The organism is Afipia sp. GW822-FHT04G07, from assembly GCF_058800765.1.
Genome location: NZ_JBXAMP010000001.1, coordinates 3,158,451 through 3,182,152, shown reverse-complemented (window position 1 = coordinate 3,182,152; position 23,702 = coordinate 3,158,451). Strand labels below are relative to the sequence as shown.

General features: G+C 62.6%; 25 protein-coding genes and 1 other RNA gene. 4 read left to right on the top strand and 22 right to left on the bottom strand.

What is annotated here, in order from left to right:
* Nucleotides 1-103 precede the first annotated feature (103 nt).
* From AC1RKJ_RS15585 to AC1RKJ_RS15560, 6 genes are all read right to left on the bottom strand, one after another.
* Complete coding sequence (locus AC1RKJ_RS15585; RefSeq protein ID WP_492791827.1) at nucleotides 104-2,428, bottom strand: putative bifunctional diguanylate cyclase/phosphodiesterase; 2,325 nt, start codon at nucleotides 2,426-2,428, stop codon at nucleotides 104-106.
* 182 nt (nucleotides 2,429-2,610) lie between these two features.
* A complete protein-coding gene (gene tolB / locus AC1RKJ_RS15580; protein WP_492791826.1) occupies nucleotides 2,611-3,966 on the bottom strand; it encodes a Tol-Pal system beta propeller repeat protein TolB in 1,356 nt (451 codons plus the stop codon).
* A gap of 87 nt (nucleotides 3,967-4,053) precedes the next feature.
* On the bottom strand, nucleotides 4,054-4,992 hold the full coding sequence (locus AC1RKJ_RS15575) for a cell envelope integrity TolA family protein (protein ID WP_492791825.1): 939 nt from the start codon (nucleotides 4,990-4,992) through the stop codon (nucleotides 4,054-4,056).
* 1 nt (nucleotide 4,993) lies between these two features.
* Nucleotides 4,994-5,443 (bottom strand): protein TolR, encoded by a 450-nt coding sequence (tolR, locus tag AC1RKJ_RS15570; RefSeq protein ID WP_492791824.1) that lies wholly within the window; start codon nucleotides 5,441-5,443, stop codon nucleotides 4,994-4,996.
* 46 nt (nucleotides 5,444-5,489) lie between these two features.
* Nucleotides 5,490-6,203 carry a protein TolQ gene (gene tolQ, locus AC1RKJ_RS15565; protein ID WP_492791823.1) on the bottom strand — a complete coding sequence of 238 codons (714 nt, stop codon included), beginning with the start codon at nucleotides 6,201-6,203 and terminating at the stop codon, nucleotides 5,490-5,492.
* A gap of 327 nt (nucleotides 6,204-6,530) precedes the next feature.
* Nucleotides 6,531-7,514: a Na+-dependent transporter gene (locus AC1RKJ_RS15560; protein WP_492791822.1), complete on the bottom strand. Its 984-nt coding sequence runs from the start codon at nucleotides 7,512-7,514 to the stop codon at nucleotides 6,531-6,533.
* A 304-nt stretch (nucleotides 7,515-7,818) separates the two neighbouring features.
* On the opposite strand from AC1RKJ_RS15560, the gene AC1RKJ_RS15555 reads away from it, so the two are divergent.
* Together AC1RKJ_RS15555 and AC1RKJ_RS15550 are read left to right on the top strand one after the other, a co-directional pair.
* The gene (locus tag AC1RKJ_RS15555) at nucleotides 7,819-8,523 is read left to right on the top strand and encodes a DUF6498-containing protein (RefSeq protein ID WP_492791821.1); all 705 of its coding nucleotides are present in this window, start codon (nucleotides 7,819-7,821) and stop codon (nucleotides 8,521-8,523) included.
* A gap of 226 nt (nucleotides 8,524-8,749) precedes the next feature.
* Nucleotides 8,750-9,550 carry a phytanoyl-CoA dioxygenase family protein gene (locus AC1RKJ_RS15550; RefSeq protein WP_492791820.1) on the top strand — a complete coding sequence of 267 codons (801 nt, stop codon included), beginning with the start codon at nucleotides 8,750-8,752 and terminating at the stop codon, nucleotides 9,548-9,550.
* A gap of 125 nt (nucleotides 9,551-9,675) precedes the next feature.
* Here the strand turns inward: AC1RKJ_RS15550 and AC1RKJ_RS15545 are convergent, their stop codons facing one another.
* The 3 genes from AC1RKJ_RS15545 to AC1RKJ_RS15535 all read right to left on the bottom strand — a co-directional run bounded on the left by AC1RKJ_RS15545 (nucleotide 9,676) and on the right by AC1RKJ_RS15535 (nucleotide 11,679).
* The gene (locus AC1RKJ_RS15545) at nucleotides 9,676-10,182 is read right to left on the bottom strand and encodes a DUF2852 domain-containing protein (RefSeq protein WP_492791819.1); all 507 of its coding nucleotides are present in this window, start codon (nucleotides 10,180-10,182) and stop codon (nucleotides 9,676-9,678) included.
* Nucleotides 10,183-10,284: 102 nt separating this feature from the next.
* On the bottom strand, nucleotides 10,285-10,953 hold the full coding sequence (locus AC1RKJ_RS15540) for a TetR/AcrR family transcriptional regulator (protein WP_492791818.1): 669 nt from the start codon (nucleotides 10,951-10,953) through the stop codon (nucleotides 10,285-10,287).
* 66 nt (nucleotides 10,954-11,019) lie between these two features.
* On the bottom strand, nucleotides 11,020-11,679 hold the full coding sequence (locus AC1RKJ_RS15535; protein WP_492791817.1) for a TetR/AcrR family transcriptional regulator: 660 nt from the start codon (nucleotides 11,677-11,679) through the stop codon (nucleotides 11,020-11,022).
* A gap of 87 nt (nucleotides 11,680-11,766) precedes the next feature.
* On the opposite strand from AC1RKJ_RS15535, the gene AC1RKJ_RS15530 reads away from it, so the two are divergent.
* On the top strand, nucleotides 11,767-12,411 hold the full coding sequence (locus AC1RKJ_RS15530; protein ID WP_492791816.1) for a glutathione S-transferase N-terminal domain-containing protein: 645 nt from the start codon (nucleotides 11,767-11,769) through the stop codon (nucleotides 12,409-12,411).
* 93 nt (nucleotides 12,412-12,504) lie between these two features.
* Here the strand turns inward: AC1RKJ_RS15530 and ybgC are convergent, their stop codons facing one another.
* From ybgC to AC1RKJ_RS15490, 8 genes are all read right to left on the bottom strand, one after another.
* The gene (gene ybgC, locus AC1RKJ_RS15525) at nucleotides 12,505-12,957 is read right to left on the bottom strand and encodes a tol-pal system-associated acyl-CoA thioesterase (RefSeq protein ID WP_492791815.1); all 453 of its coding nucleotides are present in this window, start codon (nucleotides 12,955-12,957) and stop codon (nucleotides 12,505-12,507) included.
* Between the two features lie 48 nt (nucleotides 12,958-13,005).
* Nucleotides 13,006-13,923: a metallophosphoesterase gene (locus tag AC1RKJ_RS15520; protein ID WP_492791814.1), complete on the bottom strand. Its 918-nt coding sequence runs from the start codon at nucleotides 13,921-13,923 to the stop codon at nucleotides 13,006-13,008.
* Nucleotides 13,924-13,974: 51 nt separating this feature from the next.
* Nucleotides 13,975-15,027, bottom strand: a complete 1,053-nt coding sequence (ruvB, locus tag AC1RKJ_RS15515) for a Holliday junction branch migration DNA helicase RuvB (RefSeq protein ID WP_492791813.1) — start codon at nucleotides 15,025-15,027, stop codon at nucleotides 13,975-13,977.
* Nucleotides 15,024-15,560, bottom strand: coding sequence for a hypothetical protein (locus tag AC1RKJ_RS15510; protein WP_492791812.1), 537 nt, complete (start codon nucleotides 15,558-15,560; stop codon nucleotides 15,024-15,026). Before AC1RKJ_RS15510 ends, ruvB begins: the two co-directional genes overlap by 4 nt.
* Nucleotides 15,557-16,174 carry a Holliday junction branch migration protein RuvA gene (ruvA, locus tag AC1RKJ_RS15505; protein ID WP_492791811.1) on the bottom strand — a complete coding sequence of 206 codons (618 nt, stop codon included), beginning with the start codon at nucleotides 16,172-16,174 and terminating at the stop codon, nucleotides 15,557-15,559. The genes AC1RKJ_RS15510 and ruvA overlap by 4 nt, the downstream gene beginning before the upstream one ends.
* The gene (gene ruvC / locus AC1RKJ_RS15500; RefSeq protein WP_492791810.1) at nucleotides 16,171-16,698 is read right to left on the bottom strand and encodes a crossover junction endodeoxyribonuclease RuvC; all 528 of its coding nucleotides are present in this window, start codon (nucleotides 16,696-16,698) and stop codon (nucleotides 16,171-16,173) included. Before ruvC ends, ruvA begins: the two co-directional genes overlap by 4 nt.
* A 37-nt stretch (nucleotides 16,699-16,735) precedes the next feature.
* Complete coding sequence (gene mgtE, locus AC1RKJ_RS15495) at nucleotides 16,736-18,109, bottom strand: magnesium transporter (protein ID WP_492791809.1); 1,374 nt, start codon at nucleotides 18,107-18,109, stop codon at nucleotides 16,736-16,738.
* Between the two features lie 218 nt (nucleotides 18,110-18,327).
* Nucleotides 18,328-19,074 carry a YebC/PmpR family DNA-binding transcriptional regulator gene (locus AC1RKJ_RS15490; protein WP_492791808.1) on the bottom strand — a complete coding sequence of 249 codons (747 nt, stop codon included), beginning with the start codon at nucleotides 19,072-19,074 and terminating at the stop codon, nucleotides 18,328-18,330.
* Between the two features lie 245 nt (nucleotides 19,075-19,319).
* On the opposite strand from AC1RKJ_RS15490, the gene AC1RKJ_RS15485 reads away from it, so the two are divergent.
* Nucleotides 19,320-21,074, top strand: coding sequence for a methyl-accepting chemotaxis protein (locus AC1RKJ_RS15485; RefSeq protein WP_492791807.1), 1,755 nt, complete (start codon nucleotides 19,320-19,322; stop codon nucleotides 21,072-21,074).
* 1 nt (nucleotide 21,075) lies between these two features.
* On the opposite strand, the gene AC1RKJ_RS15480 is transcribed toward AC1RKJ_RS15485, so the two are convergent.
* The 5 genes from AC1RKJ_RS15480 to AC1RKJ_RS15460 all read right to left on the bottom strand — a co-directional run bounded on the left by AC1RKJ_RS15480 (nucleotide 21,076) and on the right by AC1RKJ_RS15460 (nucleotide 23,489).
* Nucleotides 21,076-21,894, bottom strand: coding sequence for a TIGR00282 family metallophosphoesterase (locus tag AC1RKJ_RS15480; RefSeq protein WP_492791806.1), 819 nt, complete (start codon nucleotides 21,892-21,894; stop codon nucleotides 21,076-21,078).
* Nucleotides 21,895-22,482, bottom strand: a complete 588-nt coding sequence (locus AC1RKJ_RS15475) for a 5-formyltetrahydrofolate cyclo-ligase (protein WP_492791805.1) — start codon at nucleotides 22,480-22,482, stop codon at nucleotides 21,895-21,897. It lies immediately after the preceding gene.
* Nucleotides 22,483-22,550: 68 nt separating this feature from the next.
* Nucleotides 22,551-22,711: non-coding RNA, 6S RNA (gene ssrS, locus AC1RKJ_RS15470), on the bottom strand.
* A gap of 54 nt (nucleotides 22,712-22,765) precedes the next feature.
* Nucleotides 22,766-23,149 (bottom strand): cell division protein ZapA, encoded by a 384-nt coding sequence (locus AC1RKJ_RS15465; RefSeq protein WP_492791804.1) that lies wholly within the window; start codon nucleotides 23,147-23,149, stop codon nucleotides 22,766-22,768.
* 10 nt (nucleotides 23,150-23,159) lie between these two features.
* Nucleotides 23,160-23,489 (bottom strand): DUF4164 domain-containing protein, encoded by a 330-nt coding sequence (locus AC1RKJ_RS15460; protein WP_492791803.1) that lies wholly within the window; start codon nucleotides 23,487-23,489, stop codon nucleotides 23,160-23,162.
* Between the last annotated feature and the right edge of the window lie 213 nt (nucleotides 23,490-23,702).

Sequence of the window (23,702 nt, the reverse complement as noted above, 5' to 3'; positions counted from 1 at the left end):
AGGAGAGCAAAGCGTTGCATGAGTTAACCTTAACCACCCCGAGAACGCATTGTCGTGATCGCGTATGCCCGGCACCTGGACGATTGAGAGATGGGACGCCCGGTCAGCGCGACGTCTGGCGGATCGGAACGACGGAACTGGTCGGCGATCCATGGGACGCCTTGAGAAGTTCGCGCACGCGCGGGGCGGGAACGGGACGGCTGAACAGATAACCCTGCGCTTCGGTGACGGTCCCCTCGGCGCTGATCAATTCAAGCTGTTCGTTGGTCTCGATACCTTCGACCACAACGGACATGCCGAGATCCGCGCTCAGACGTGCGACGCCGCGCAGCAGCGTCAGCGGCCGCTGGCTTCCGATGTCCTCGAGGAACGAGCGATCAATCTTCACCTTCTGCAGCGGGAAATTGTGCAGGTAACTGAGGCTTGAATAGCCGGTGCCGAAATCGTCGAGCGAGATGCGGACCCCGGCTTCGCGCAATTGCATCAGAACATCGAGCGTCCACTGGGTGTTACGCAACAGCGACGACTCGGTGATTTCGATTTCCAGCCGGTGCGCGGGAAGCCCGGACACCTCAAGCGCGTAACGAACCTCGGTCATGACGTCGCGCTGATGGAATTGCTGCGACGAGAAATTGACCGCAACGCTGACGGCTTCAGGCCACTTCATGCACTCCATGCAAGCCTTGCGCAAAATCCAGCGGCCGAGATCGACCACAAGACCCATGTCTTCCACGACCGGAATGATATCGGCCGGAGAAACGGCCCCGCGGATCGGGTGATTCCAGCGCAGCAGCGCTTCGCAGGTCGAGATGCGTCCTGACTTCAGGTTGACGAGCGGCTGATAGTGCAGCTCGAACTCTTCATGGGCGAGCGCGTGACGCAAATCGAGTTCAAGGACGCGCCGCGTTTCGACCGTGCGCGCCATCTCGTCACGGAAGAAGCAGAATGTGCCGCGGCCGTCAGCCTTGGCGCGATACAGCGCCATGTCGGCGTTCTTCAGCAGCACGTCGACACTGACGTCGGGCGACGTCATCGCAATTCCGATGCTCGCGCCGATCTCGACCAGATGATGATCGATCTCGTAACGCTCGCTGAGACGCTCGACGATCCGGCGGGCAAGCGAAGCGGCGTCCTCGGTGGATTGAATCCCGCGCTGGAACACCACGAACTCGTCGCCGCCGAAACGTGCGACGAAATCCTCCGGCCGCAGCAATCGCCGCAGCCGCGCAGTAACCGCGCAAAGTAGTTTGTCGCCGCTCGGATGGCCGAGCGTATCGTTGACCTGTTTGAACTGATCGAGGTCGATAAACAGCAGCGCCGACAGCGAAGACGCGCCAAGGGAGGCCGCGAGCAATTTCTCGATCTCGTCGCGGAAACTGACGCGGTTCGGCAGTCCTGTCAGTTCATCGACCCGCGCCATATGGCTGATCTTGGCCTCGGCATTGCGGCGCTCCGTGATATCTTCAACCAGCACGACTGTGCCGCCGCCCGCCATCGGCTGGAATGTCCAGCACAACGCCCGGTCACCGCGCGCACCCGCATCAAGAGCAACAATCTCGCCGGCGCGAGAGGCGTCGATTTCGGCCACAATGGCGTCGGCGCTTGCCTGCGAAAGCGTCCTGGCGGCGACGGCTTCCGAAACCACGTCCCGAACGGCCACGGTCCGTCGGACCAGATCGCGCGACAGACGGAGCATTTCGGTAAAGCGGTAATTGATCACAGCGAGACGGCCTTCGGCCGTGAACATGCAGAGGCCGTGCGGCATGTTGTTCAGCGCGGTGTCGAACTGCGCGGCGATGGCGGCTTCCCGCTCGCTCGCGCCCAGCGCCTCGACATAGATGTGCTTGAGGCTTTGCGTGATGCGCTTCAGCCCGATGAAGAACAGTCCATTCAGGAACGCGAGCCCGATGTAGTACGGATCGCCGCGCAGGACTTCCGCCACCGACATCGGCCCGCACGCCAGAAGAATTTGAAGATTGAAGATCCACGGACGTCCGTAGGTGCGGCCGGAACCAGCCGCGATATAGCCGGTGGTGACGGTGATGCAGAGCATGTGCGCGACCGGATCGTCGCTTCCCAGCAGGACGATCGAGCACCAGACGCCAAGCACCGCGGCGTAAATCACAGCGCCGTGCCGGTAGCGCGTTTCCCAACGCATCGCGTCGTCGTGCGACAGGCTGGAGCCGAAACGCTTGTACATGTACATGTCGTAGGCGCGGAATGTACCGACGGCGACGATCAGGAACGCACAGGGCCAGACATACACATTGCCGGTCTTCACGGCGGTCAGGATGGCAGCGACGGCCATGCAGATGGCGCCGACCAGCATCGGCAGGGGATTCTGAAACAGCGAATCCACCAACGCCGCATAGACTGTCGGCGAGACGGTTGTCTCTTCAGACTGCTTTTTCCGGTAAGCCAGTTGCATCGGCGCGCGCACATCCTTTGGATGCACAGCATTACCCGCCGCTGATGAAGTCTTTCTGAGGGAACATCGTTACCGATGCGTTATCCCGATCGCGGCAGAGCGGCAATTTGCCCGCAAATTCAGCAGACTAGGCAAGCCTTGCCGCGCGCCCGGGCAAAGCCGCGCGGGCGGTAACCTTTCGTTTACGAAAGCAGCGGCGACCACGCCGGATCGGATGCGAAACCGGGCGTCGGCACCTTCTGTTCGTTGCGGCCGGAAATATCCACCGTGTAAAGCGACGGTCCGCCGCCGCCGCCCGCCTCGCGGAAGAACATCACGACGCGACCGTTCGGCGCGAACGTCGGCCCTTCATTATGGAAGCCGGAGGTGAGGATGCGCTCGCCCGAGCCGTCCGGTTTCATGATGCCGATGGCGAACTGGCCACCGCCTTGCTTGGTGAACGCAATGTAGTCGCCGCGCGGCGACCAGACCGGCGTGGAGTAGCTCCCCTCGCCGAAGGAAATGCGCTGCGCCGCGCCGCCGCCGGCACCCATCACATAAATCTGCGGCTTGCCGCCGCGATCGGACTCGAAACAAATCCTTCCGCCGTCGGGCGCGTAGGACGGCGACGTATCGATGGCCGGGGTGTCGGTCAGGCGCGTGGTCGATTTCGAGCGCAGGTCCATCACGAACAGGTTCGAGTTGCCGCCCTGCTGCAGGCTCATGATGATGCGCTGGCCGTCAGGCGAGAACCGCGGCGAGAACGACATGCCGGGGAAGTTGCCGACGATCTCGCGCTGGCCGGTTTCGACGTTGAAGAGATAGACGCGCGGGTCGCCCTGGCCGAATTCCATGTAGGTGATTTCCTGCGTGGACGGCGAGAATCGCGGCGTCAGCACGAGGTCGGCCCCGCGCGTGAGATAGCGCACATTGGCGCCATCCTGATCCATCATGGCGAGCCGCTTGACGCGGCGCTCCTTGGAGCCGGTCTCATCGACGAACACCACGCGGCTGTCGAAGTAACCTTTTTCACCGGTGAGGCGCTCATAGATCTGATCGGAAATGATGTGCGCAATGCGCCGCCAGGATTCCGGCGACGTGAAATACTGCTGGCCGGTGAGCTGCTGGCTGGCGGGCACGTCCCAGAGACGAAACTCGGCCTTGAGGCGGCCGTCGCCCTGCCGCGTGGCGCGGCCGGTAACAAGAGCTTGGGCATTGATCTGACGCCAGCTCGCAAACTGCGGCGGCACGTCGATGTTGGAAATGCGTTCGATAAAGGCAGCCTGATCGATCGGCGCGAACAGTCCGCTGCGCTTGAGATTGTTGGTGATGACCTGCGCGATGCCGGCCGCGACTTCGTTGTCGCCCTGCGTGCCGGGCACAAAGTTTGGAATAGCAATCGGGATCGGCTGGAAGTTGCCTTCGGTAACTGTGACGCGCGCCTGCGCCAGCGCCTTGCTCATCGGTGTCACCAGCAGCAACCCTGTGGATGCCGCGCCCGAGAGCATCCGGCGGCGCGAAAGCGTCAAACCCTGTTTGTTTAAGTCGTGCTTGCTCATTCCAAACTCAATCTGGCGTTTGTCGCCGTTAGCGATATGGGCGTGATCTGATCCGAAAACCGGTTTCCATTTTTCGGGATCATGCCGTCACGAAAACTTTTCAGTAAAAGCGGGCTCGAAGAATTTCCATTCGTCGAAATAGGCCGCAGGCAGATTGTACGGCTGGCACTCGATGATCGCGCGCTGCGCGCTCTCCTGATAGACGCGGAAATACGGGCTCGATCCGCCGGGCAGCGGCACCGGCATGGTTTCCAGCGTACCGTCGCGCTTCAGCTTGATCGTGAAGACGGCTTCGACCTTCTGCGCCTCGATACCGCCATAGGGCTTCTTCCAGCACCGCTCCACCTGCTGGCGGAACATCGCACCCCAGGTCGCTGAGTTGTCGGCAGCCCTGCCCTTCGCCGTGCCGAGCGCGGCCTGCGAATTCAGCGCGGCGCCCGTAATGGATTCGCGCGACGGATCACGCTTGTCGAGCAGCGCCGCGATCTTCGACTGATCGAAGGTGCGTTCGGTCTTCTGCTTTTGCGGCTGAGGCGGCGCAGCCTTGACCTGCTGCGGCTTCGGAGGCTTCTTGGCCTCCTCCTTCTTCAGCGCTTCCGCGATCGGATCGACCTTTGCGAGATCCGGCTTCTTCTCTGCGGGTTTCTGTTCTTCCTTCGGCTTGTTCTCAACCACCGGCTTCGGCGGGTCGGGTTTTTTCTCGACCGGCTTTTCCTCGGGCTTCGGTGTTGGCGGCGGAGCCGCCTCCGTGACCACCGGCGGCTTCTTGTCCTCGATCTTGCCGACAGGGTCGTCAACCGGCGGCTTGGCCTCGGCGACCTTCTCCACCATCGGCTTCGGATTTTCCTTCTTGCCGGTCTTCATCCCCTGCGTCGCCTTGGCGAACTGCTCGGCGGAAATGATATCGACGGGAACGGAATCCTCCGGCATCGACTCGAAGGCCTTGGTCGAGAACGACACCAGGCCCCAGCCGATCACCAGGGCATGTAACGCGACAGACGCTGCGACTGTCTTGTCGATCTTCACGTCAGGTTCCCTGCTCGACCTCGGTCACCAGAGCCACGCGCTTGAAGCCTGCAGCGGACAGGCGTCCCATCACGCGCATCACCGTACCGTAATCCACCTTTGTGTCGCCGCGAACAAAGATCCGCTCCTCGAGGCCGCCACGAGCCTCGGTCACGGCTTTCAGTTTCGGCACCAATTCGTCCATCGGAATCTCGGTGTTGTTCAGAAACACCTTGCCGGTGAGCTGAACCGACAGCGTCAGCGGCTCCTTGTCCTGATCGAGGCTCTTGGCTGCCGTCTGCGGCAGGTCGAGCGGAACGCCAACAGTGAGCATCGGTGCCGACACCATGAAGATGATGAGCAGCACGAGCATCACGTCGACCATCGGGGTGACGTTGATCTCGGCCATAACGTTGGCGCGACGATGACGCCGCCGCCCGCCGTCCGATCCACCGCCCGTGTTCATGCCCATATCGGGTATCCCAAGCCGAAACGATCGGCGTTCACAAATTCAGCCTTCACGCGCGCTCATCGATCTGGCGCGACAGGATCGCCGAGAACTCGTCGGCGAAACCTTCAAGCCGCTGGGCCTGCCGGTTCACTTCCGAGACGAACTTATTGTAGAAAATTGTCGCCGGAATTGCGGCGATCAGGCCGATGGCGGTGGCAAATAGCGCCTCCGCGATGCCCGGGGCCACCACCGCCAGCGAGGTATTCTTGGACGCGGCAATGGACTGGAAGCTCGACATGATGCCCCAGACGGTGCCGAACAGGCCCACAAAGGGGCTCGCGGAGCCGACCGTCGCCAGCACCAGCAGCCTGCGATCCAGCCGCTCGACCTCGCGGGCGATCGACACGCTCATCACCTTGTCGATCCGCATCTGAAGGCCGGCGAAGGAGCGCGACTGGCTCTCGAAGGAACGTTTCCACTCGCGCATCGCAGCCACGAACAGCGCCGCCATCGATTGCGTCGGCTTGGCGGCAAGCGCGCGGTACAATTCATCGATGGACTGGCCCGACCAGAATGCCTGTTCGAAGCGATCCATCGCCTTCTTGGTGCGCGCGTAGAGAAACATCTTGTCGATGGCGATGGCCCAGACCCACACGGAGCAGGCCAGCAGACCAAGCATCACCGTTTTGACGACGAAGTGAGCCTGCCAGAACAGCGAGATCAGCGACACGTCAGCGGAGGCCAGCGGCAATGCCGACTGCGCTACGTCTGCTGGATTCATGATCGGTATCCTCTCAAGGCGATTGTCCCAAATTCACGCGCAGAACGCTGCGTGGCGCAGTCACCGGTCGAGCAACTGCCGCCGCAGCGAAAACGCTAACGCTGCCGATTGCCCCGTTCCGGTCTCGTGTCGCGTGGGATGGCCTGTCCCAAGGCCGGGTCCTGAATCCCCTGCTAACGTGTCAAAACGAGGGCTGTCGGCATCACTTTAGCCCAGATAACCAAACGCTAATCATGGTTAAGGCAAGGTTACCGGGGCGGGTCCGGAGGCGAAAAATGGCTTTGTAAACCGCCTCCTGTGACACCTGAGCGACCGGTTCCCCACCGGTCATGGCGGGGCTGTGGACGCTGCCCGCAGCCGCCGGACCAGCGGCTTCAGCAGCTGCGGCGAGAGGTAAATCGGAAACTGGGCCAACGCGAAATAGAGCCAGGTGAGGCCCGGCAGCACACCGTCGGTACCGGCCAGCATCAGTCCCATGTTGCGCTGGGACGCCATCAGCCCGAGCGCCAATGCGCGTTCCCGGCCCGCCTTGCGGAACACCAGCGTGGTCACGCCCAGCAGCACCGCGAACACCACGAAGGCGAACACGGTGAGCAGCAGCACATGAAGCGGCTGCGCCCAGAAGCTCGCAGCCACCGTTCCCATCACCGCGCTGACAAACACCAGCAGCACCAGAATATTGAAGCCGTCGATGGCGTGCCTGTGGCGCACGATCGCGTCCGCGCCTGCCAGCCGCCGGATCACGGTCGCAGCAAGGATCGCGCCGGCAAGAATCGCGAACAGCTTCAATCCCAGCGCCAAAGGCGACAGCGTCAATGCGTTGCCGAAAAACAGGTAAGCGAACAGCGGCGCGCTGAGCGGCACCAGCGCCGTACTCGTCACCAGCGTGATCAGCACCAGCGTCGCATCCAGTCCCATCAGCGCGACCAGCGCGGGCGACGCCATCATCGGCGACGCCACCGCCTGCAACATCAGGCCAAGAAACAGATCAGGCGCGGATGTATCGAGACCGCTCGCCACGCCGCCGATGCCGAACAGCAGCGGCACGGCAATGGTGCTCCACAGTGTAGCGCCGATCACCAGCGCCGGGCGCGCGAGGTATCCGCGCATCGCCGCGACATCGACCCGCATGAACGAGATCACGAGGAGGACGAACACCGCCTCGGTGACATAGGGCTTGAGCAGCGCGCCGAGCGGCGGGATGGCGATGCCAATGAACACCAGCGCCGCGATGGCGCGGGTGCCCTGGCGCCCGAGCCAGGCGAGCGCGGCTGCGGGCAACGCGATGAGATGCTGCGCATTTGCAGGCATGATGTCTTTCGGCGGGTTCAGGAAAGCGAAGGATGTACGAATGGACGACGATCAGCGCGATCACGCGCCTCGATCAGCCTGCCATGTGCCGCTGCATGAAACGGATCGCCACCAGCGGCGGCGGAGTGAGGTCACGCGCTTGGTCATGCCTCATTGATACGCATCCGGCGCCTCAAGGCAATTGGAAAGCACTTGAATAGCCAATCGTAAGGACACGCATGAGCAAACAGCATATCGGCAGCACCACCACATCGCGCGGCAGGATGCGCTTTGCTCAATGCAGGGAATGGGCTTTATTCGGATCATGACATCCACGGTCCCTGCATCCTCCGATCCCGGCCTGCCGACGCGCTCGGCATGGGTCCCCGCGATCCTGATCCTGTCCAATCTGGTGCCGCTGGCCGGGATCCTGTTCTGGGGCTGGGACACCTTCGTGCTGCTGTGTCTCTACTGGCTCGAGACCGCGGTGATCGGGTTCTGGACCATCCTGCGGGGGGCGACGATGTCACGCGATCCCGGTTCGGTGGCGGGCCGCAGCATCGCCGGCACATTGGCACTCGCGGGATTCTTCACGGTCCATGCCGGATTGTTCATGACCGTGCATATGCTGTTTATCTACACGCTGTTCGCAGGCCCCTGGGCCGGGCGCATTGACGACGCGCGGGACTTCATCGGGCTTATCGTCATCGGCAAGGATCTGTGGATTCCGCTGGTTGCGCTATTCGTCGGACAGGGCGCGATCTTCATCAACGACGCCGTCAACCGCTTCGTGTTCACCAGGCCGCCGCTAAACAGCGCCGATACGGGCGTCATCATGGGCGGCTTCTACAAGCGCATCGTGATCATGCATCTTGCGATCATGGGCGGCGCATTCATTGCGCAGATGATCGGAAGCGTCGCGCCATTGATCGTTCTGGTCCTGCTCAAGACCGCGATCGAAATCCGGTTTCAGATGAAAGCGCGGAGCAAGGATGCCGCTGCACCGGTTCCATCGCCTGCAACTCAGTAAAGCGCACGCATTTCACGCGCGTCCCGGTTGAACAGAGCCGCATCACCAAATAGAATTGACCCGCTATGAAATTCATTACTCTCAACATCGGTTCGGTTTTCCTTCAACGCTAACGGCTCACCCCCGCATTTCGCGGGGCCAATCGCGTTGAAAAATCGAAATCCATACCCCAGCCTCGCTCTGGACGAAGAGCGTGCTGCTGGCCGATGTTTATGAGCGCTGTCTTATGCCTAACACTGCAAATCCCACGCGCACGCTTAGCGATGCGCAAATCGAACAATTCGTCCGCGACGGATTCGTCAAAATCGAGAATGCATTTCCGCGCGAGCTTGCGGACGCATGCCGCTCAATCCTCTGGCGGGACACCGGTTGCGATCCGGATAATCCTGCAACATGGACCAAACCTGTCATCCGACTGGGCCAGTACGGGCAACAGCCGTTCGCGATGGCCGCAAATACTCCCGTTCTCCATGATGCGTTCGACCAGCTTGCCGGCAAGAACCGCTGGCAGCCCCGCATGAGCCTCGGCACTTTTCCGGTGCGGTTTCCGTCGCCGGACGACCCGGGCGATGCCGGATGGCACATCGATGTCAGTTTCGGCACCGAAAATCCCGACTTCATGCAATGGCGGGCAAACGTAACGTCGAAGGGACGCGCGTTGCTGATGCTGTTCCTGTTCTCGGATGTCGGTGAAGATGATGCCCCAACCCGTATTCGCGTTGGATCTCATCTCGAGATCGCGCGAACGCTGGCTCCGGCAGGCGATAACGGTTTGACGCTGGGACAGCTGGCCGCGAACGGCTTCGCCGAAACGGCGGAATTGCCGGAAGTGCTGGCAACGGGCGATGCCGGGACGGTCTACCTCTGCCATCCCTTTCTTGTTCATGCGGCTCAGCCACATCGCGGCAGCCGTCCGCGGTTCATGGCTCAACCGCCGCTTCTCCCGGCGGCTGCACTGTCCTTGAATCGGGACGACGGCGACCTTTCGCCTGTCGAGCGTGCCATCAGGAATGCGCTGTCAGATTGACGTCAAAAACAAAACCGCCCACCTGTTCGACAGGTGGGCGGCTTCGTTAGCCGGTCAGGAAGACGGGGGCGTGTCTCAAGGCGTGATCTTGTCCGAGAACCGGTGTCCACTTCTCGGGATCATGCCTATCCCTGAGGCTGATCGTTCGGCGGCGTCGGGCGCTGCTTGTGCTGCGCCATGAAGGCGTCGAACTCTTCCTTGTCCTTGGCGTGACGCAGGCGATCGAGGAAATCCTTGAACTCGGTCTGCTCTTCCTCGAGACGGCGCAGCGTCTCCATGCGGTAATCGTCGAAGGCGCGGTTGCCGCTCGACGGCGCGTAGAATCCGCGGCCTTCCATGCGGCTGCGCATCCGTTCCATTTTGTACTGCATGCGCTCCATCTTGTCGGCGAAGCGCCCATGACGATCGTGAGACCAGCAACCCATGTTTCTGCTCCAGAGTGAGTAAGCGAGAGCGGCCAAACCGAGCGGCCACCAGATGATGAAACCGGCGACGATCAGAATGATCCGTCCGGGGTGAAAGCCGGGACGCCAGTCGCTCCGCGATTCGAAATTGTCGTGATGCGGTCCGGCCCAGGACGGGCGGCCCCATCTGTCGAGATGTGCAGTGTTGGCGGTTCCAGAGTTCGCCATGAGCATCCTCCCTGTTTCACGCTTCCGTGAATGTAAATAACATTTACATAGATAAAACATCCGGAGATTTTGTCAAGCGGGGCATGGCCAGCCGCATCGAAATTATTTCGGGGGAGTTCCGGGCGGCCGCTGGTCGGTCGGGAACCCAAGACCCTTCAAATAGATCAGAACACCCGCCTCCAGCAGGTCTTCCGCCGACATCGGCAGTTTCCGCCGTGCCGCGTCGCCCCGCCCGAACAGCGATGCGATGCCATGCGAGATCGACCAGATATGCAGCGCCATCATCATGGCCGGCGGGCGAGGTACATTCGGCGGCGCCATCGCCACCAGGCGTTCGGATGCTGCGCGAATGACAGCGAAGGCGCGCTCGCCGGCAAGCAGCAACGCGGGATTGCTCTCGATCGGAATGCCCGATTCAAACATCGCAGAGTAATAAGCGGGGTTTTCGCGCGCGAAGGCGAGATAGGCCTTGCCGATACGTTGAAACGCCGTCGGCGTATCCGGCCGACCGTCGTCCCAGGCCGCGGTGAGCTGCGCTTCGAATTGCTCGAAGCCCTGCTGCGCCACGCTGGCGAGCAATTCATCGCGGTCGCGGAAATGGCGATACGGCGCGGCCGGGCTGACGCCCGCCGAGCGCGCCGCTTCGGCGAACGTGAAACCCGCCGGTCCCTTGGCGGCGATCAGATCGAGCGCGGCCTGCACCAGCGCCTCTTTCAGATTGCCGTGATGGTAGCCGCCTTCGCGGCGGCCGCGGTTCTTGTGCCAGCTCATCGTTCATTCATGCTCATGTAAGTGTCTTTTACATGAGTTGAACGCAGCCGTCACCTGCACAGATGCTTAGTTTGCCGCTTTGGGCGGCCCGCAGATCAGATCGATGGTGCCTTTGGCAATCGCCTCCAGATCCGCGCGCGGCACACGCGCGCGCGCCCGAACCGCGAGCGCATCGACAGTCGACGCCGCGACCTGCGACAGGATCTGGATATTGGCCGCCGGCGGCAGTTCGCCGGTTTCCAACGCGGTCTGAAACCGCTTGGCGAGTGTCCGCTGCGTCGATCCCAGCGCCCTTTGCACCAGAGAACGGATTTCCGGATCAGCCATCGCCTCCGAAGTCGCGGTCATGACCGTGAAGCAGCCGCGCGGGCCATTCTCGCCCGCAAGATAAACGTCGAGCGCGATCGCGTAGATCTTTTCCAGCATCTGCCGCAGCGTCAGCCCAGGATCGAACGCAGGCGCAAACGTCGCCGCCATTTCTGCACGATACTTCTCATAGGCCTTGAGGAACAGGTCGCGCTTGTCGCCAAAAGTCCCATAGAGGCTCGGCCGGTTGATGCCCATCGCCTCGCTGAGATCGTCGAGCGAGGTCGCCGCGAACCCTCCATCCCTGAAAGTATCCATCGCCTTGCCGAGCGCCACGTCCGGCTCGAACGCACGCGGGCGGCCACGCTTCCTTGACGCAGCGGGCGGCGTTTTCGAAGATTCTTTCTTTTTTTGTACCATATCGCAAATAATTCTCTTGACCGCATTTAATTTATGCGGAACGGTATAAAAATCAAGGACGGATCGGTTTCAACAAGGAGACGCACCATGGACCTCTATTTCTCACCGCTCGCCTGTTCGATGGCAACCCGCATCGCGCTCTATGAAGCCGGCGCCGAAGCCCGCTATCTCGAGGTCGATCCGAAATCCAAGAAGGTGCTGCAGGACAATTCGGATTTCCGCAGCGTGAACCCGCTCGGTCTCGTTCCGACCGTCAGCACGGACGACGGCCTCGTGCTCACCGAGAACGCTGCCATCCTTCAATACGTCGCCGATCGTTTCCCGGATGCCGGCATCGGAGCGGGCTCAGGCATCGAGCGCAGCCGGTTGCATCAGTGGCTGTGTTTTGTCGGCACCGAACTGCACAAGGGGCTGTTCGTCACCCTGCTCGACCGGAAAGCGCCGGCGGAAGTCCATTCCTATACGCTCAGCAAGGGGCTTTCACGGCTCGATTTCCTCAACAGCTATCTGGAAGGCCGCGAATTCCTGCTCGATCATTTCAGCGTCGCCGATGCGTATCTCGGCACCGTGCTGAACTGGACCATGGCGATACCGCCGATCGATCTGACGAAATGGCCGGCGATCAACGACTATCTCAACCGCTTCCGCGCGAGGCCAAGTGTGGCGAAAGCGCTGGCCGAAGAAATGGTGCTCTTCAAAGCCGAAGTCGCACGCCACAAAGCGGCAGCGTAATTCTCTGACGACAACTTGAAGCGGCGGTGCATCCCCTCGTATCGCCGCTGTTTTTTGAGAAGCGGAGATTCGGCCTTCTCGTTCGTGATAACGCTAGGCCGCGTCCTGATCCGCCTTCATGGCGATGCGCAGCGCCTTCGGGATCGGACGCGCGCGGCCGCCCGAGACGAACGCAACCTTGACCCGCGCTTCCACCAGGATGTCGTCGCCACGGCGCACCTCCTGCGCCAGCGTGATCGACGCGCCCTTGATGTCCGACGGCACCGTCACGATGTCGAGAACGTCGTCCATCCGCGCGGGCTTGAGATATTCGATCTGCATCGCCCGCACCACGAACGCAAAACCCGGCGCCTCGTCCTGGGCTTCCGCGAACAGCGCGTGCTGATCCGCGCCGAGCAGCCGCAGATAATTGGTGCGGCCCCGCTCCATGAAGCGAAGATAGTTGGCGTGATAGACGATGCCGGTGAAGTCGGTGTCTTCGTAATAGACACGCGCCTGCATAACGTGCCGGCCGTCGCGGATCGATCCGTCGAGATGAATGGTCATGCTTCAGCCTTTGCGCAAAATTCCCGTCGGCACAAGCACGGCACCTCGCTAGGAGATGGCGGCAGGCGCTCCGCCCAACGTCACCTGCACAATCTCGGGAGGAACGCCGAGACGGAACGGCAAGATGCTGCAGCCCAGACCGCCCGAAACGATGACATCGCATTTTTCGCGGCTATGACCGTAGGCGAACTTGCCGCCGTACCGCGACGGCACCACCGGCGACCAGCCGAACAGCCTGACCTGGCCGCCATGCGTATGCCCGCTCAGTTGCAACGCGACCCGCGCGGGCACGCGCGGCGCGACATCGGGCTCATGCGCCAGCAGAATGACCGGCGCATCGTCAGTGACTTTCGCCAGCGTCGCGGAAAGATCGTCGACACCGATACGGCCGGTCGGCCGGAAACGCCGCGCGGGCAGATAAGCCAATTGGTCGCCCAGACCGGCGAGCCAGAACGGCCGGCCGTTCTTGGTCAGACGACGCGCATCATTCTCGTAAACCGGGATGCCGACGGCTTCCATCGCGCGCCGCGCGACCGTGTGGCCCTCGCCCGCGCGCTGGATCGCCTTGTCTTCCCACCAGTCGTGGTTGCCGAGAATCGCATGGACGCCAAGCGGCGCTTTCAGTCCCGCCAGCACCGGCGCCCATTCATCGGCCGGAATGTAGCGCGTTACGTGGCGATGCCCGGCGACGTAATCGCCCAGCATCACAATGACATCCGCGTTGAGGCGATTGGTGCGATCGACGATGGTCTGGATGCGATCGAGCGACATCCACGGATCGCAGGCATGGAGGTCGGTGATGACGGCGATCTTGAGATTGAAATCCGCGGGCCACTGCTTGGGCGCGATGTCATAGCGCGCGACGCGAAGCCGTCCGGGTTCGATTCCGAATCCATACGCCGTGGTCGAAGCGCCAAAAGCGCCGAGCCCTGCGACGAACCGAAGAAAATGACGACGTGAAATCATGAATGGTTAATCTGTGATGCACGCCATCCATGCCTGCAAATTGGAGCGGAATTACGGTTCCGCGTCGTCTTCGCCGCCCCCAAATAGCCCGAACTGCGACGGATCGCGCGACGGCTCGGCAAGACCGAGATGCCTGAACGCGTGGGAGGTCAGCAAGCGCCCGCGCGGCGTGCGCTGAAGATAGCCACACTGAATCAAAAACGGCTCGATGATGTCCTCGATAGCGTCGCGCGGCTCGGAGAGCGCCGCCGCCATGGTTTCGACGCCGACCGGCCCGCCGCCGTAGTTCATCGCGATGGTCGTCAGATAGCGGCGGTCCATGGCGTCGAGACCCGCCTTGTCCACCTCAAGCGCGCCGAGCGCGTTGTCCGCGATCTTGCGGTCGATGGCGTCGGCGTCGGCCGCCGACGCAAAGTCGCGCACACGGCGCAGCAGCCGTCCCGCGATGCGCGGCGTGCCGCGCGCGCGCTTCGCGATTTCATTGGCGCCATCGGCGGTCATGCCGATGTTGAGGACACGCGCGCCGCGCGTCACGATCTTTTCGAGTTCTTCCTCGGTATAGAAATTCAGCCGCACCGGAATGCCGAACCTGTCGCGCAGCGGATTGGTGAGAAGTCCAGCGCGCGTGGTTGCGCCCACCAGCGTGAATTTCGCCAGATCGATCTTCACGGAGCGCGCCGCCGGTCCCTCGCCGATGATGAGGTCGAGCTGGAAATCCTCCATCGCGGGATAGAGCACTTCTTCGACAGCCGGACTGAGCCGGTGAATCTCGTCGATGAATAAAACGTCGCGCTCTTCAAGATTGGTCAGCAAGGCCGCGAGATCACCGGCCTTGGCGATCACCGGACCGGACGTGGCGCGGAAGCCGACGCCGAGTTCGCGCGCCACGATCTGCGCCAGCGTGGTCTTGCCCAATCCCGGCGGTCCGACGAACAGCACATGGTCAAGCGCTTCGCTGCGCTTGCGCGCAGCGTCGATGAACACCTGAAGATTGGCGCGCGCCTGCTGCTGGCCGACGAACTCGGACAGGTTTTGCGGCCGCAGCGAGGTGTCGCCGATGTCGTCGGCGCGGCGTTCGGGGGTGACGATGCGAGGCGAGTTCATGACGTATGTTTAACCCGATGCAGCGGACGGGCAAGCCACCAGCAGAAACTGGCGGCGAGAAAAGCGAGGACGGCCAGCATGGAGAACAGCGAGAGCGCCTGCGCCGGCGACTGCACACTCGGCAGGATCAGCGCGGAGGATTCGCTCGGGTGGACATACATCCCGAATACAACAAATCCGGCGACGGCAACGCCTGCGGCAAGCCATGCCATCCAGATGGCGTTGAGATCGGCGTAGATCGCGCTCCATGCGAAAATGGTCCCTGCCGCGGCCGACGGCAAAAACGATGCAAGGATCGCGACCGCCGCCAGCAGCCACGCCGCGAATGAAGCGACCGTGCGCAACGCATCGAGGTCGGCCACCGCCAGCAGCAATTGCAACAGCGGCGCGCCCAGCGCGATCACCAGCAGCGACACGATCGCGGCAATCGTCAGCGGGCCTACAATTGTGAAGATCGCAACGATGCCGAAAAATCGTCCGATCCGCTTGAGGCTGCTGGCCCCGGCGCTCGCATCTCGCGCACCGCCGGTCACTTCGACAGTTCCTTCAAGCCCAGCCGGATCAACTGCGCCGTCTCGGCTTTCTCACCCGCGCTGCGTGAAGCGGCTGCGATGGCAGCCGCCGCCTGCGGCTGGCCGTAGCCGAGATTGACGAGCGCCGAGATCGCATCGGTGACGGGACGCGGCGCGCGGTTCTCGTCGATCGCGCCGGACAGATGCACCACTGCCGGGTCGAGATTGGTGAAGGCCGGAGTCTTGTCCTTCAACTCGGTGACGATGCGTTCGGCCACCTTGGGGCCGACGCCCGGCGTGCGCGCAACGGCAGCCTTGTCGCGCAGCGCAATCGCATTCGCAAGATCGTGCGGCGGCAACGTGCTGAGCACCGCGAGCGCAACTTTCGCGCCGACACCCTGCACTGTTTGCAAAAGGCGAAACCATTCGCGCTCCATGTCGGAGCGAAAACCGAACAGCTTGATCTGGTCTTCGCGCACGTAAGTCTCGATCGACAACACCGCCGCTTCACCCGGCTGCGGCAGCGCCTGCAGCGTGCGCGCCGAACAATGCACCTGATAGCCGACGCCCTGCACGTCGAGGATCACATAGTCCTCGCCGTAGGAATCGATCAGACCTTTGAGCTTTCCGATCATGCGCCGGCGACCTTCAGCTTCAGCAGTGCGCTCTGGCGGTGATGGGCATGAGTAATGGCGATGGCCAGCGCGTCGGCGGCGTCGGGCGTCTTCGGGTCTGCCTTCGGCAGCAACATGCCGAGCATGACGCGGATCTGGTTCTTGTCGGCATGACCCGCGCCGACCACGGTCTTCTTCACCTGATTGGGCGCGTATTCCGCCACCGATATTCCGAACATCGCCGGCGCCAGCATGGCGACGCCACGCGCCTGACCGAGCTTGAGCGTGGACGCGCCGTCCTTGTTGACGAAGGTCTGCTCGACGGCGGCCTCGGCGGGCTTGAAGTCGCCCAGCACGCGGGCGAGGCCTTCATGGATCGCCAGCAGCCGCTCCGCCAGCGGCGACATCTCGCGCGATTCCACCGAGCCGCACCCGACATAGATCAGCCGGTTGCCATCGACGTCGATCACGCCCCAGCCGGTCCGGCGCAGGCCCGGATCGATTCCCATAATGCGGACGGGTGAGCGAATCGGCAGAGATGTCATGCCGGGATGATAGCGGAAAGTCCCCGGAACGTCCGCGTCACAACAGCGTCCCGCGCAGGATCAGCAACGCGGCGCTGAAATAGATCATCAGCCCCGTGACATCGACGAGGGTCGCGACGAACGGCGCCGAGGCGCTGGCGGGATCGAAGCCGACCCTCTGCAGGGCAAAGGGAAGCATCGAGCCGGCCACCGAACCGAATGTCACGACGCCGACCAGCGCAGCCGCCACCGTCAACCCCACCAGAATCCAGTGCTCGCCGTAGTCATAGATGCCGAGCTTCTGCCACAGCACGATCCGCACCATGCCGATGGCGCCCAATCCGGCCCCAAGAATCAGACCGGTCGGCAGTTCACGAAACATCACCCGCCACCAGTCCGACAGCCTCACCTCGCGCAGCGCCAGCGAGCGGATCAGCAGCGATGTCGCCTGCGAACCGGAGTTGCCACCGGAACTCATAATGAGCGGAATGAACAGCGTCAGGACCAGCGCTTTCTCGAGTTCACCCTCGAAATGCTGCATGACGCTGGCCGTCAGCATCTCGCTGATGAACAGCACCGCCAGCCAGCCGCCGCGCTTGCGGAGCATGCCGCCGAGCCCGATCTGCATATAAGGTTCTTCGGTCGCCGACATGCCGCCGAACTTCTGCACGTCCTCGGTATTCTCCTCGATGATCGCATCGATAATGTCATCGACGGTGACGATGCCGAGCAAATGGCCCGCCTTGTCGATGACCGGAACCGCCAGCAGATCGTGCTTCGTGATCAGCCGCGCCACGTCTTCGCGATCGACCAGCGGAAGCGTGGTAATCGGCGCGGTCGCGGGCGCCAGAGTGAGAATTTTTTCGGATGGCTCCCCGGAGATCAGCCGCCGCAAAGTCACCGCGCCGACAAGACGCCGGGCGACGGGATCGAGCAGATAGATCGCATAGACGGTTTCGCGGGTACGCTCGACCTGGCGGATATGCTGAAGCGTCTGTTCGACCGTCCAATTGCTGGGCACGCTGACGAACTCCGTCGTCATCATCGCACCGGCGGTGTTCTCCGGATATTCCAGCAGACCGACGATCGCCCCGCGCGACACATCATCGAGCCCGGCCAGCAGCTCCGTCTTCGCAGGCTCCTCCAGTTGCTGCACGATGTCCGCCGCCATGTCGGCGGACATGCCCGCGAGCAGGGGTGCGGCGACATGGCGGGGAAGCGCCTCGATGATCTCGGCACCGAAATCCAGTTCGGGCTTGTCGAGAATTTCAATCGCGGTCTCGCGCGGCATCAGCCGCACAACGTCCGCGGCGTCCGATGGCGAGAGCTTGTTGAGAATTTCGACGATGTCGGCGGCGTGTTCGCCGATCAGGCTTGCAGCCAGAACGGCCGCATTGAAAGCGCTTTCCCGCGCTGCGTGGGTATCGGTCATGACTCACCTTGAGGTTCTGCCGGCAACGGCAGGGTCGGTGAGCCGCAAGCGCTCTAGACCACAACCGTTGTCGGCGAAATACGTGGACTGTCGCTTGGCATAGTTGATTGGTTCCAATGATGAGCGGCGAACACGGACACAAGCCGCCTCGCCGCTGAGATGGGCCCTCAATGGAGCCCCGTCAAGAAAAAATCCTGCTGGGCCACACCAAATGGCGGTTACGCGCCCATCTTGGCAGCGAGTGCGTCCGACACCTCGAAGTTCGCATAGACGTTCTGCACGTCGTCATGCTCGTTGAGCAGATCGAGCAGTTTGAACAGCTTCTCGCCGGTTTCGTCGTCGACCGCGATGGTGTTCTGCGGCTTCCACAGCAGCGCCGCCTTGCGCGGCTCGCCGAACTTCGCCTCCAGCGCCTTGGCCACTTCGCGGAAGGTCTCCTGCGAGGCGAAGATTTCATGACCGTCTTCGCTGGACGCCACGTCGTCGGCGCCGGCCTCGATCGCCGCTTCCAGCATGGTATCGTCGGAGGCGGCCTTGGCGTCGTACTCGATAACGCCGAGGCGGTCGAACATGAAAGACACCGAGCCGGTTTCGCCGAGGTTGCCCCCGGACTTGGTGAAGTAGGAACGGATGTCGGAGGCCGCGCGGTTGCGGTTGTCGGTCAGCGCCTCGACGATCACCGCGACGCCGCCGGGACCGTAACCTTCGTAACGGATCTCATCGTAGTTTTCGCCCTCGCCGCCGATGGCCTTCTTGATCGCGCGCTCGATATTGTCCTTCGGCACGTTTTCCGCGCGCGCCGCCGTGATCGCCAGCCGCAGCCGGGGGTTCATCGCCGGGTCCGGCGTGCCGAGCTTGGCGGCGACGGTAATTTCCCGCGCCAGCTTGCCGAACATCTTGGAGCGCATGGCGTCCTGTTTGCCCTTGCGGTGCATGATGTTCTTGAATTGGGAATGTCCGGCCATCGGAGGTCTCTCGGGTGTTCAGCGGCGAATTGAATGATGGAATACAACGATTCCGGGCATTGTTAATGCAACGGCCCGGCGGGGCGGCGTTATAGGCCGGGAATGGCTAAAATTAAAGGCAGAAAGGCCGATTTTCGGTACGGCGATATGGGAAACGGCGCATGCAGCACGGTAAAAGTTAACCATGAGTTCACGCCGGAATGCGATACTGCATGCCTATTACTCATATTTTCAGAGAGCCATCCATGGCGTTCGGCCTTTTTCGGAAGCGGCAGCCAGAACAGGCGATGCCGGATATTGCACCTGAGGTTTCGCCCGTCACCGTTCCAGGCTCTCCCGCAACCTCCGACCACGATTCAGCGCGCGAGATCCTCGAACTGCTCGAACTCGAACTGGTGGCGATGGTCCGCCAGCTTGAACGAGCCGCCAGTTCGGTGGCGAGCGGTGCGCAATCCACCGCAACCACCCTGTCCGCGATCCGCCATCGCGCAGATACCCTGACCGACCGCACCAGCGACGCGCAGGCGACCGCGGAAACCTTCTCGCAGGCCGCGGAAAAATTCACCCAGTCGGCCTATGGCATCGGCGCGCAGGTCCGCGACGCAAGCAAGCTCGCCGACGAGGCCAGCGCCGCGGCGCGCGAAGCCAGCCTCAATGTGGACCGGCTTCGTGAATCCTCTGCGGCGATCGGCAATGTCGTCAACCTGATCGCCACCATCGCCAAGCAGACCACCCTGCTCGCACTGAATTCGACCATCGAGGCCGCGCGTGCGGGATCCGCGGGCAAAGGGTTCGCGGTCGTCGCGTCCGAAGTGAAAGCGCTTGCGGTTCAGACCCAGAACGCCACGGAAGAGATCAAGAAGAAGATCGATGCCCTGCAGCAGGATGCGGCGACGTCGTTCGATGCGGTGCACCGGATCACCGCCGCGATCGACGCCATCAAGCCGGTGTTCGCGCATGTCAACGGCGCCGTCGCCGAGCAGAACGAAGTGACCGGCGAGATCGCACAGAACGCCGCATCGGCCTCCCAGTTCATCGTGTCGGTCGGCACGAGCAGCGCGGAAATCGACAGCGCAGCCAAGGAAGCCGAGACTCACGGCGAGAGCGTCGCGCAGGCCGGCAAGGCCGTGACGATGTTCGCCGAGAAGCTCAAGACGCGCTGTGCGGTGCTGCTGCGCCAGAACGAGGGCGAGGAACGGAAGGCCGAGCGGATGCCGTGCCGGCTTCAGATCGAGATCGCGGCGCGCCCCTCCCCGATCATGGCCGAAGTGCTCGAACTGTCGGTCGCCGGCGTGCTCATTGCCGGAGCCGGCGTGGACGCGATTCCTGTCAATCAGGGTTTGAAGGCGAAGCTGGAAAGCATCGGCGCGTGCGAGATCCGCGTCACCGGCCACACTTCAGGCGGCGCGCAGGCCGAGTTCGTGTCGGCCGACGCCATGCTGAAAGGCAAGATCGAGGACAAGGTCTGGAGCCTTCACGACGAGAATACCGAGTTCGTGACGCGGGCGATGGAAGCCGGCGACGCGATCACCAAGATTTTTGAAAATGCAGTCGCGCAGGGCGACATCACGCTCGAGGATCTGTTCGACGAAAACTACGTCAAGATCGAGGGTACCGATCCGGTGCAGTATCGGACACGTTTCCTCGACTGGGCGGATCGCGCGCTTCCGGAATTTCAGAACACGATCCTCGGGCACGACGCGCGGGCCGCGTTCTGCGCTGCGATCGACCGCAACGGCTATCTGCCGGTGCACAACAAGCTCTATTCCCAGCCGCAGCGCCCGGGCGACACCGCCTGGAACACCGCGAATTCCCGCAACCGCCGCATCTTCAACGACGCTGCTGGTCTCGCTGCGGGCCGCAACACCCGCTCCTATCTGATCCAGAGCTACGCCCGCGATATGGGCAACGGCAAAACCGTGATGATGCGCGAGATCGACGTGCCGATCCGCGTCAAGGGACGGCACTGGGGCGGTTTCAGAACGGCTTACAGTATCTGAATTACCAGAAATCCGGCACGGCACGGTCCAGCATCGGGCCTATGCGCACCGGGGCCACGCGCGTTGCAAGACCCGTCGCGTCGTCGGTCTCCACCGCGACGCCGCTGAGCGTCGCAACACCGTCCGCAGGCTCGAAGCGCCCCGCCGGATAGCCGCGCAGAAATCGCCCGAGCGGTTCTTCGCGGTCCATTCCGATGATGGATTGATAATCGCCGGTCATGCCGGCATCTGTCATGTAGGCCGTACCCGCGGGAAGAATCCGGTGATCCGATGTCGGCACATGAGTGTGCGTGCCGACCACGAGACTGGCGCGGCCGTCGCAATAATAACCGATCGCCTGCTTTTCGCTCGACGCTTCCGCATGGAAATCAACCACCACCGCGTCGGCGGCTTCACGCAACGGGCACGCGTTCAGTTCGCGATCGATGATGGCGAACGGATCGTCGAACGGCTGCATGAAGATGCGGCCGATGCCGTTGATGACAAGCGCGCGCTTGCCGGTCTTGGTGTCGACGAGAGCCGCGCCCCGGCCCGGCGTACCCGGCGGAAAATTCGCTGGCCGGATCAGGCGCGGCGCGCGGTCGATGAAAACCAGCGCCTCACGCTGATCCCACGAATGGTTGCCGAGCGTGATCGCGTCCGCGCCGGCCTCCAGCAATTCGTGATAGATCGCCTCGGTGATGCCGAAGCCGCCGGCGGCGTTCTCGCCATTCACCACGACAAGATCGAGTGTCCAGTCGCGAATGAGACCCGGAAGGATTTCCGCCACGGCCACGCGGCCGCTGCGCCCCACCACATCGCCGACAAACAGAATTCTCAATTACAATCTCCGCAGATCGATCAGTTCGCGTTCGGTTAGCACACAATCGAGCTGTTCGTCGTGGGGCAGCGCGGGAACGACTTCAATTTCCTGCACCGCAAAAGCGACGCCTACGACGGTAATTTTCTTGATGGTACGCAGGTCCTGCAAGGTGCGGTCGTAATAACCACGGCCGTAGCCGATGCGGTGACCGACACGGTCGAAGGCAGCCAGCGGCACCAGCACAATGTCGGGATCGACCTCGGGCGCGTCGGAGGACGGTTCGAAAATTCCATACTGTCCGCGCACCAATCCCTCGTCCGGCTGCCAGGCGCGAAAGATCAGGGCGTGATCGCGCGCGATGATCACCGGCAGCGCCAGCGCGGCACCCTTGTCCGCAAGCGCGCGCATCAGTGGAAACGGATCGAGTTCGCTGTTGATCGGCGAATAACCCGCGACGATGGCGCCGCGCGGCAGCTCGACCGGCAGGCTCGCCGCGGCGATGACCTCTGCCGCGTCGACGCGCTGCTCGACGTTCAACGCGTCACGCCGTGCCAGTGCGCGGCCACGAAGTTCAGTCTTCAGATTTTGCGAGGAGTCGGCTTCCATCCACCACCGAATTCTTAATTCTTGTCACCTCTCCCATTGCAGCGAGAGGTCGGAGGCGAAAACAAAAGTGCGAAGCCACGATGGCCGTTGAAGCACTCGATCCCGGAGCACCTACGAAAGTAGGTGGGCACCATATGACCGGATCCACGGACCCGGCCAGGGACAGTTCCCTGAAGGATCGATAAGGCCCCGGGGATATTATGGCTTCTGACGCGCGACGCAGCCTCGCCTGACCAATGTAGTCACGATCACGGCAGAGCGCCAGCGGCGCTGCCCTCAATCGTCAGCCGATCGCGATTCCATTGCGGGCCGGACGGTTCAGCGCCTGCGTCATCTTTTCGATGCGGTCCGAGGCCGAATTCAGCGCATTGGCCACCGCCGACTGGGTCGCCCGTGCCCGGTCCGCGGCCACAACGCGAACGTCACGCAGCGCGTTGAGTTCCTCCTCGAGGGCGCGGATACGTTGTCCGGCATCGACGAGCTCGTCGGCGACCGTCAGGGCCGCCATCACGGTGAGGCGCTGGTCGCCGATTTCGCCGAACTTGCCGCGCAGGCTGGCGATACGGGCTTCCAGGCTTTCCGCAAGCCGCAGCAAGCGGTTCTCCTGCCCGGCCTCGCAGGCCATCCGGTATTGCCGGCCGTTGATGTTGACGTTGATGTGGCTCATGACAATTTTCTCATGGCGATTCTCCCGAATCGATCACGGAGCGGATGGTGTCGATGGCGACGTCGAGCCGCTCCGCGATCTCGCGATTGGTCCGCTCCAGCGCGCGCGAGCGCACCAGCGTTCCATCGAGTTCGTTGGCAAGCCGCGAACGGTCCGCGCCCAGCGCCTGAATCCGCGCGCCCAGTTCGTCGTCGGCGCGGTCGGCGTCCCGCCGCCGCTCCACAGCACTTTCAAGCGCATCAAGGGCCGCCGCCAGCCGCCGCGTGGCAAGCTCGATATCGCTCGACCCCGCGGGCGCGGGCTCTGGATTGGCGAAACCGTTAGCACTGCGATCGGTCATCACGGAACGAGAGCCCTTTGCATCTGGCCCGGCATCCCAAATTAAGGCGAACCGGCAAGCATTTAGCCGGATAAATTTACGACCCGGGAGAGCCGCGCGCAACGCTGGCCGCGAGCTATGCACACAAAGCGAAAACTCACACTGGAAAGACCGGAATGCCCTTGGACTCAAGGGTTTCGCGATGCTATCCACCCGTTGAAAGCATCCCCGGCC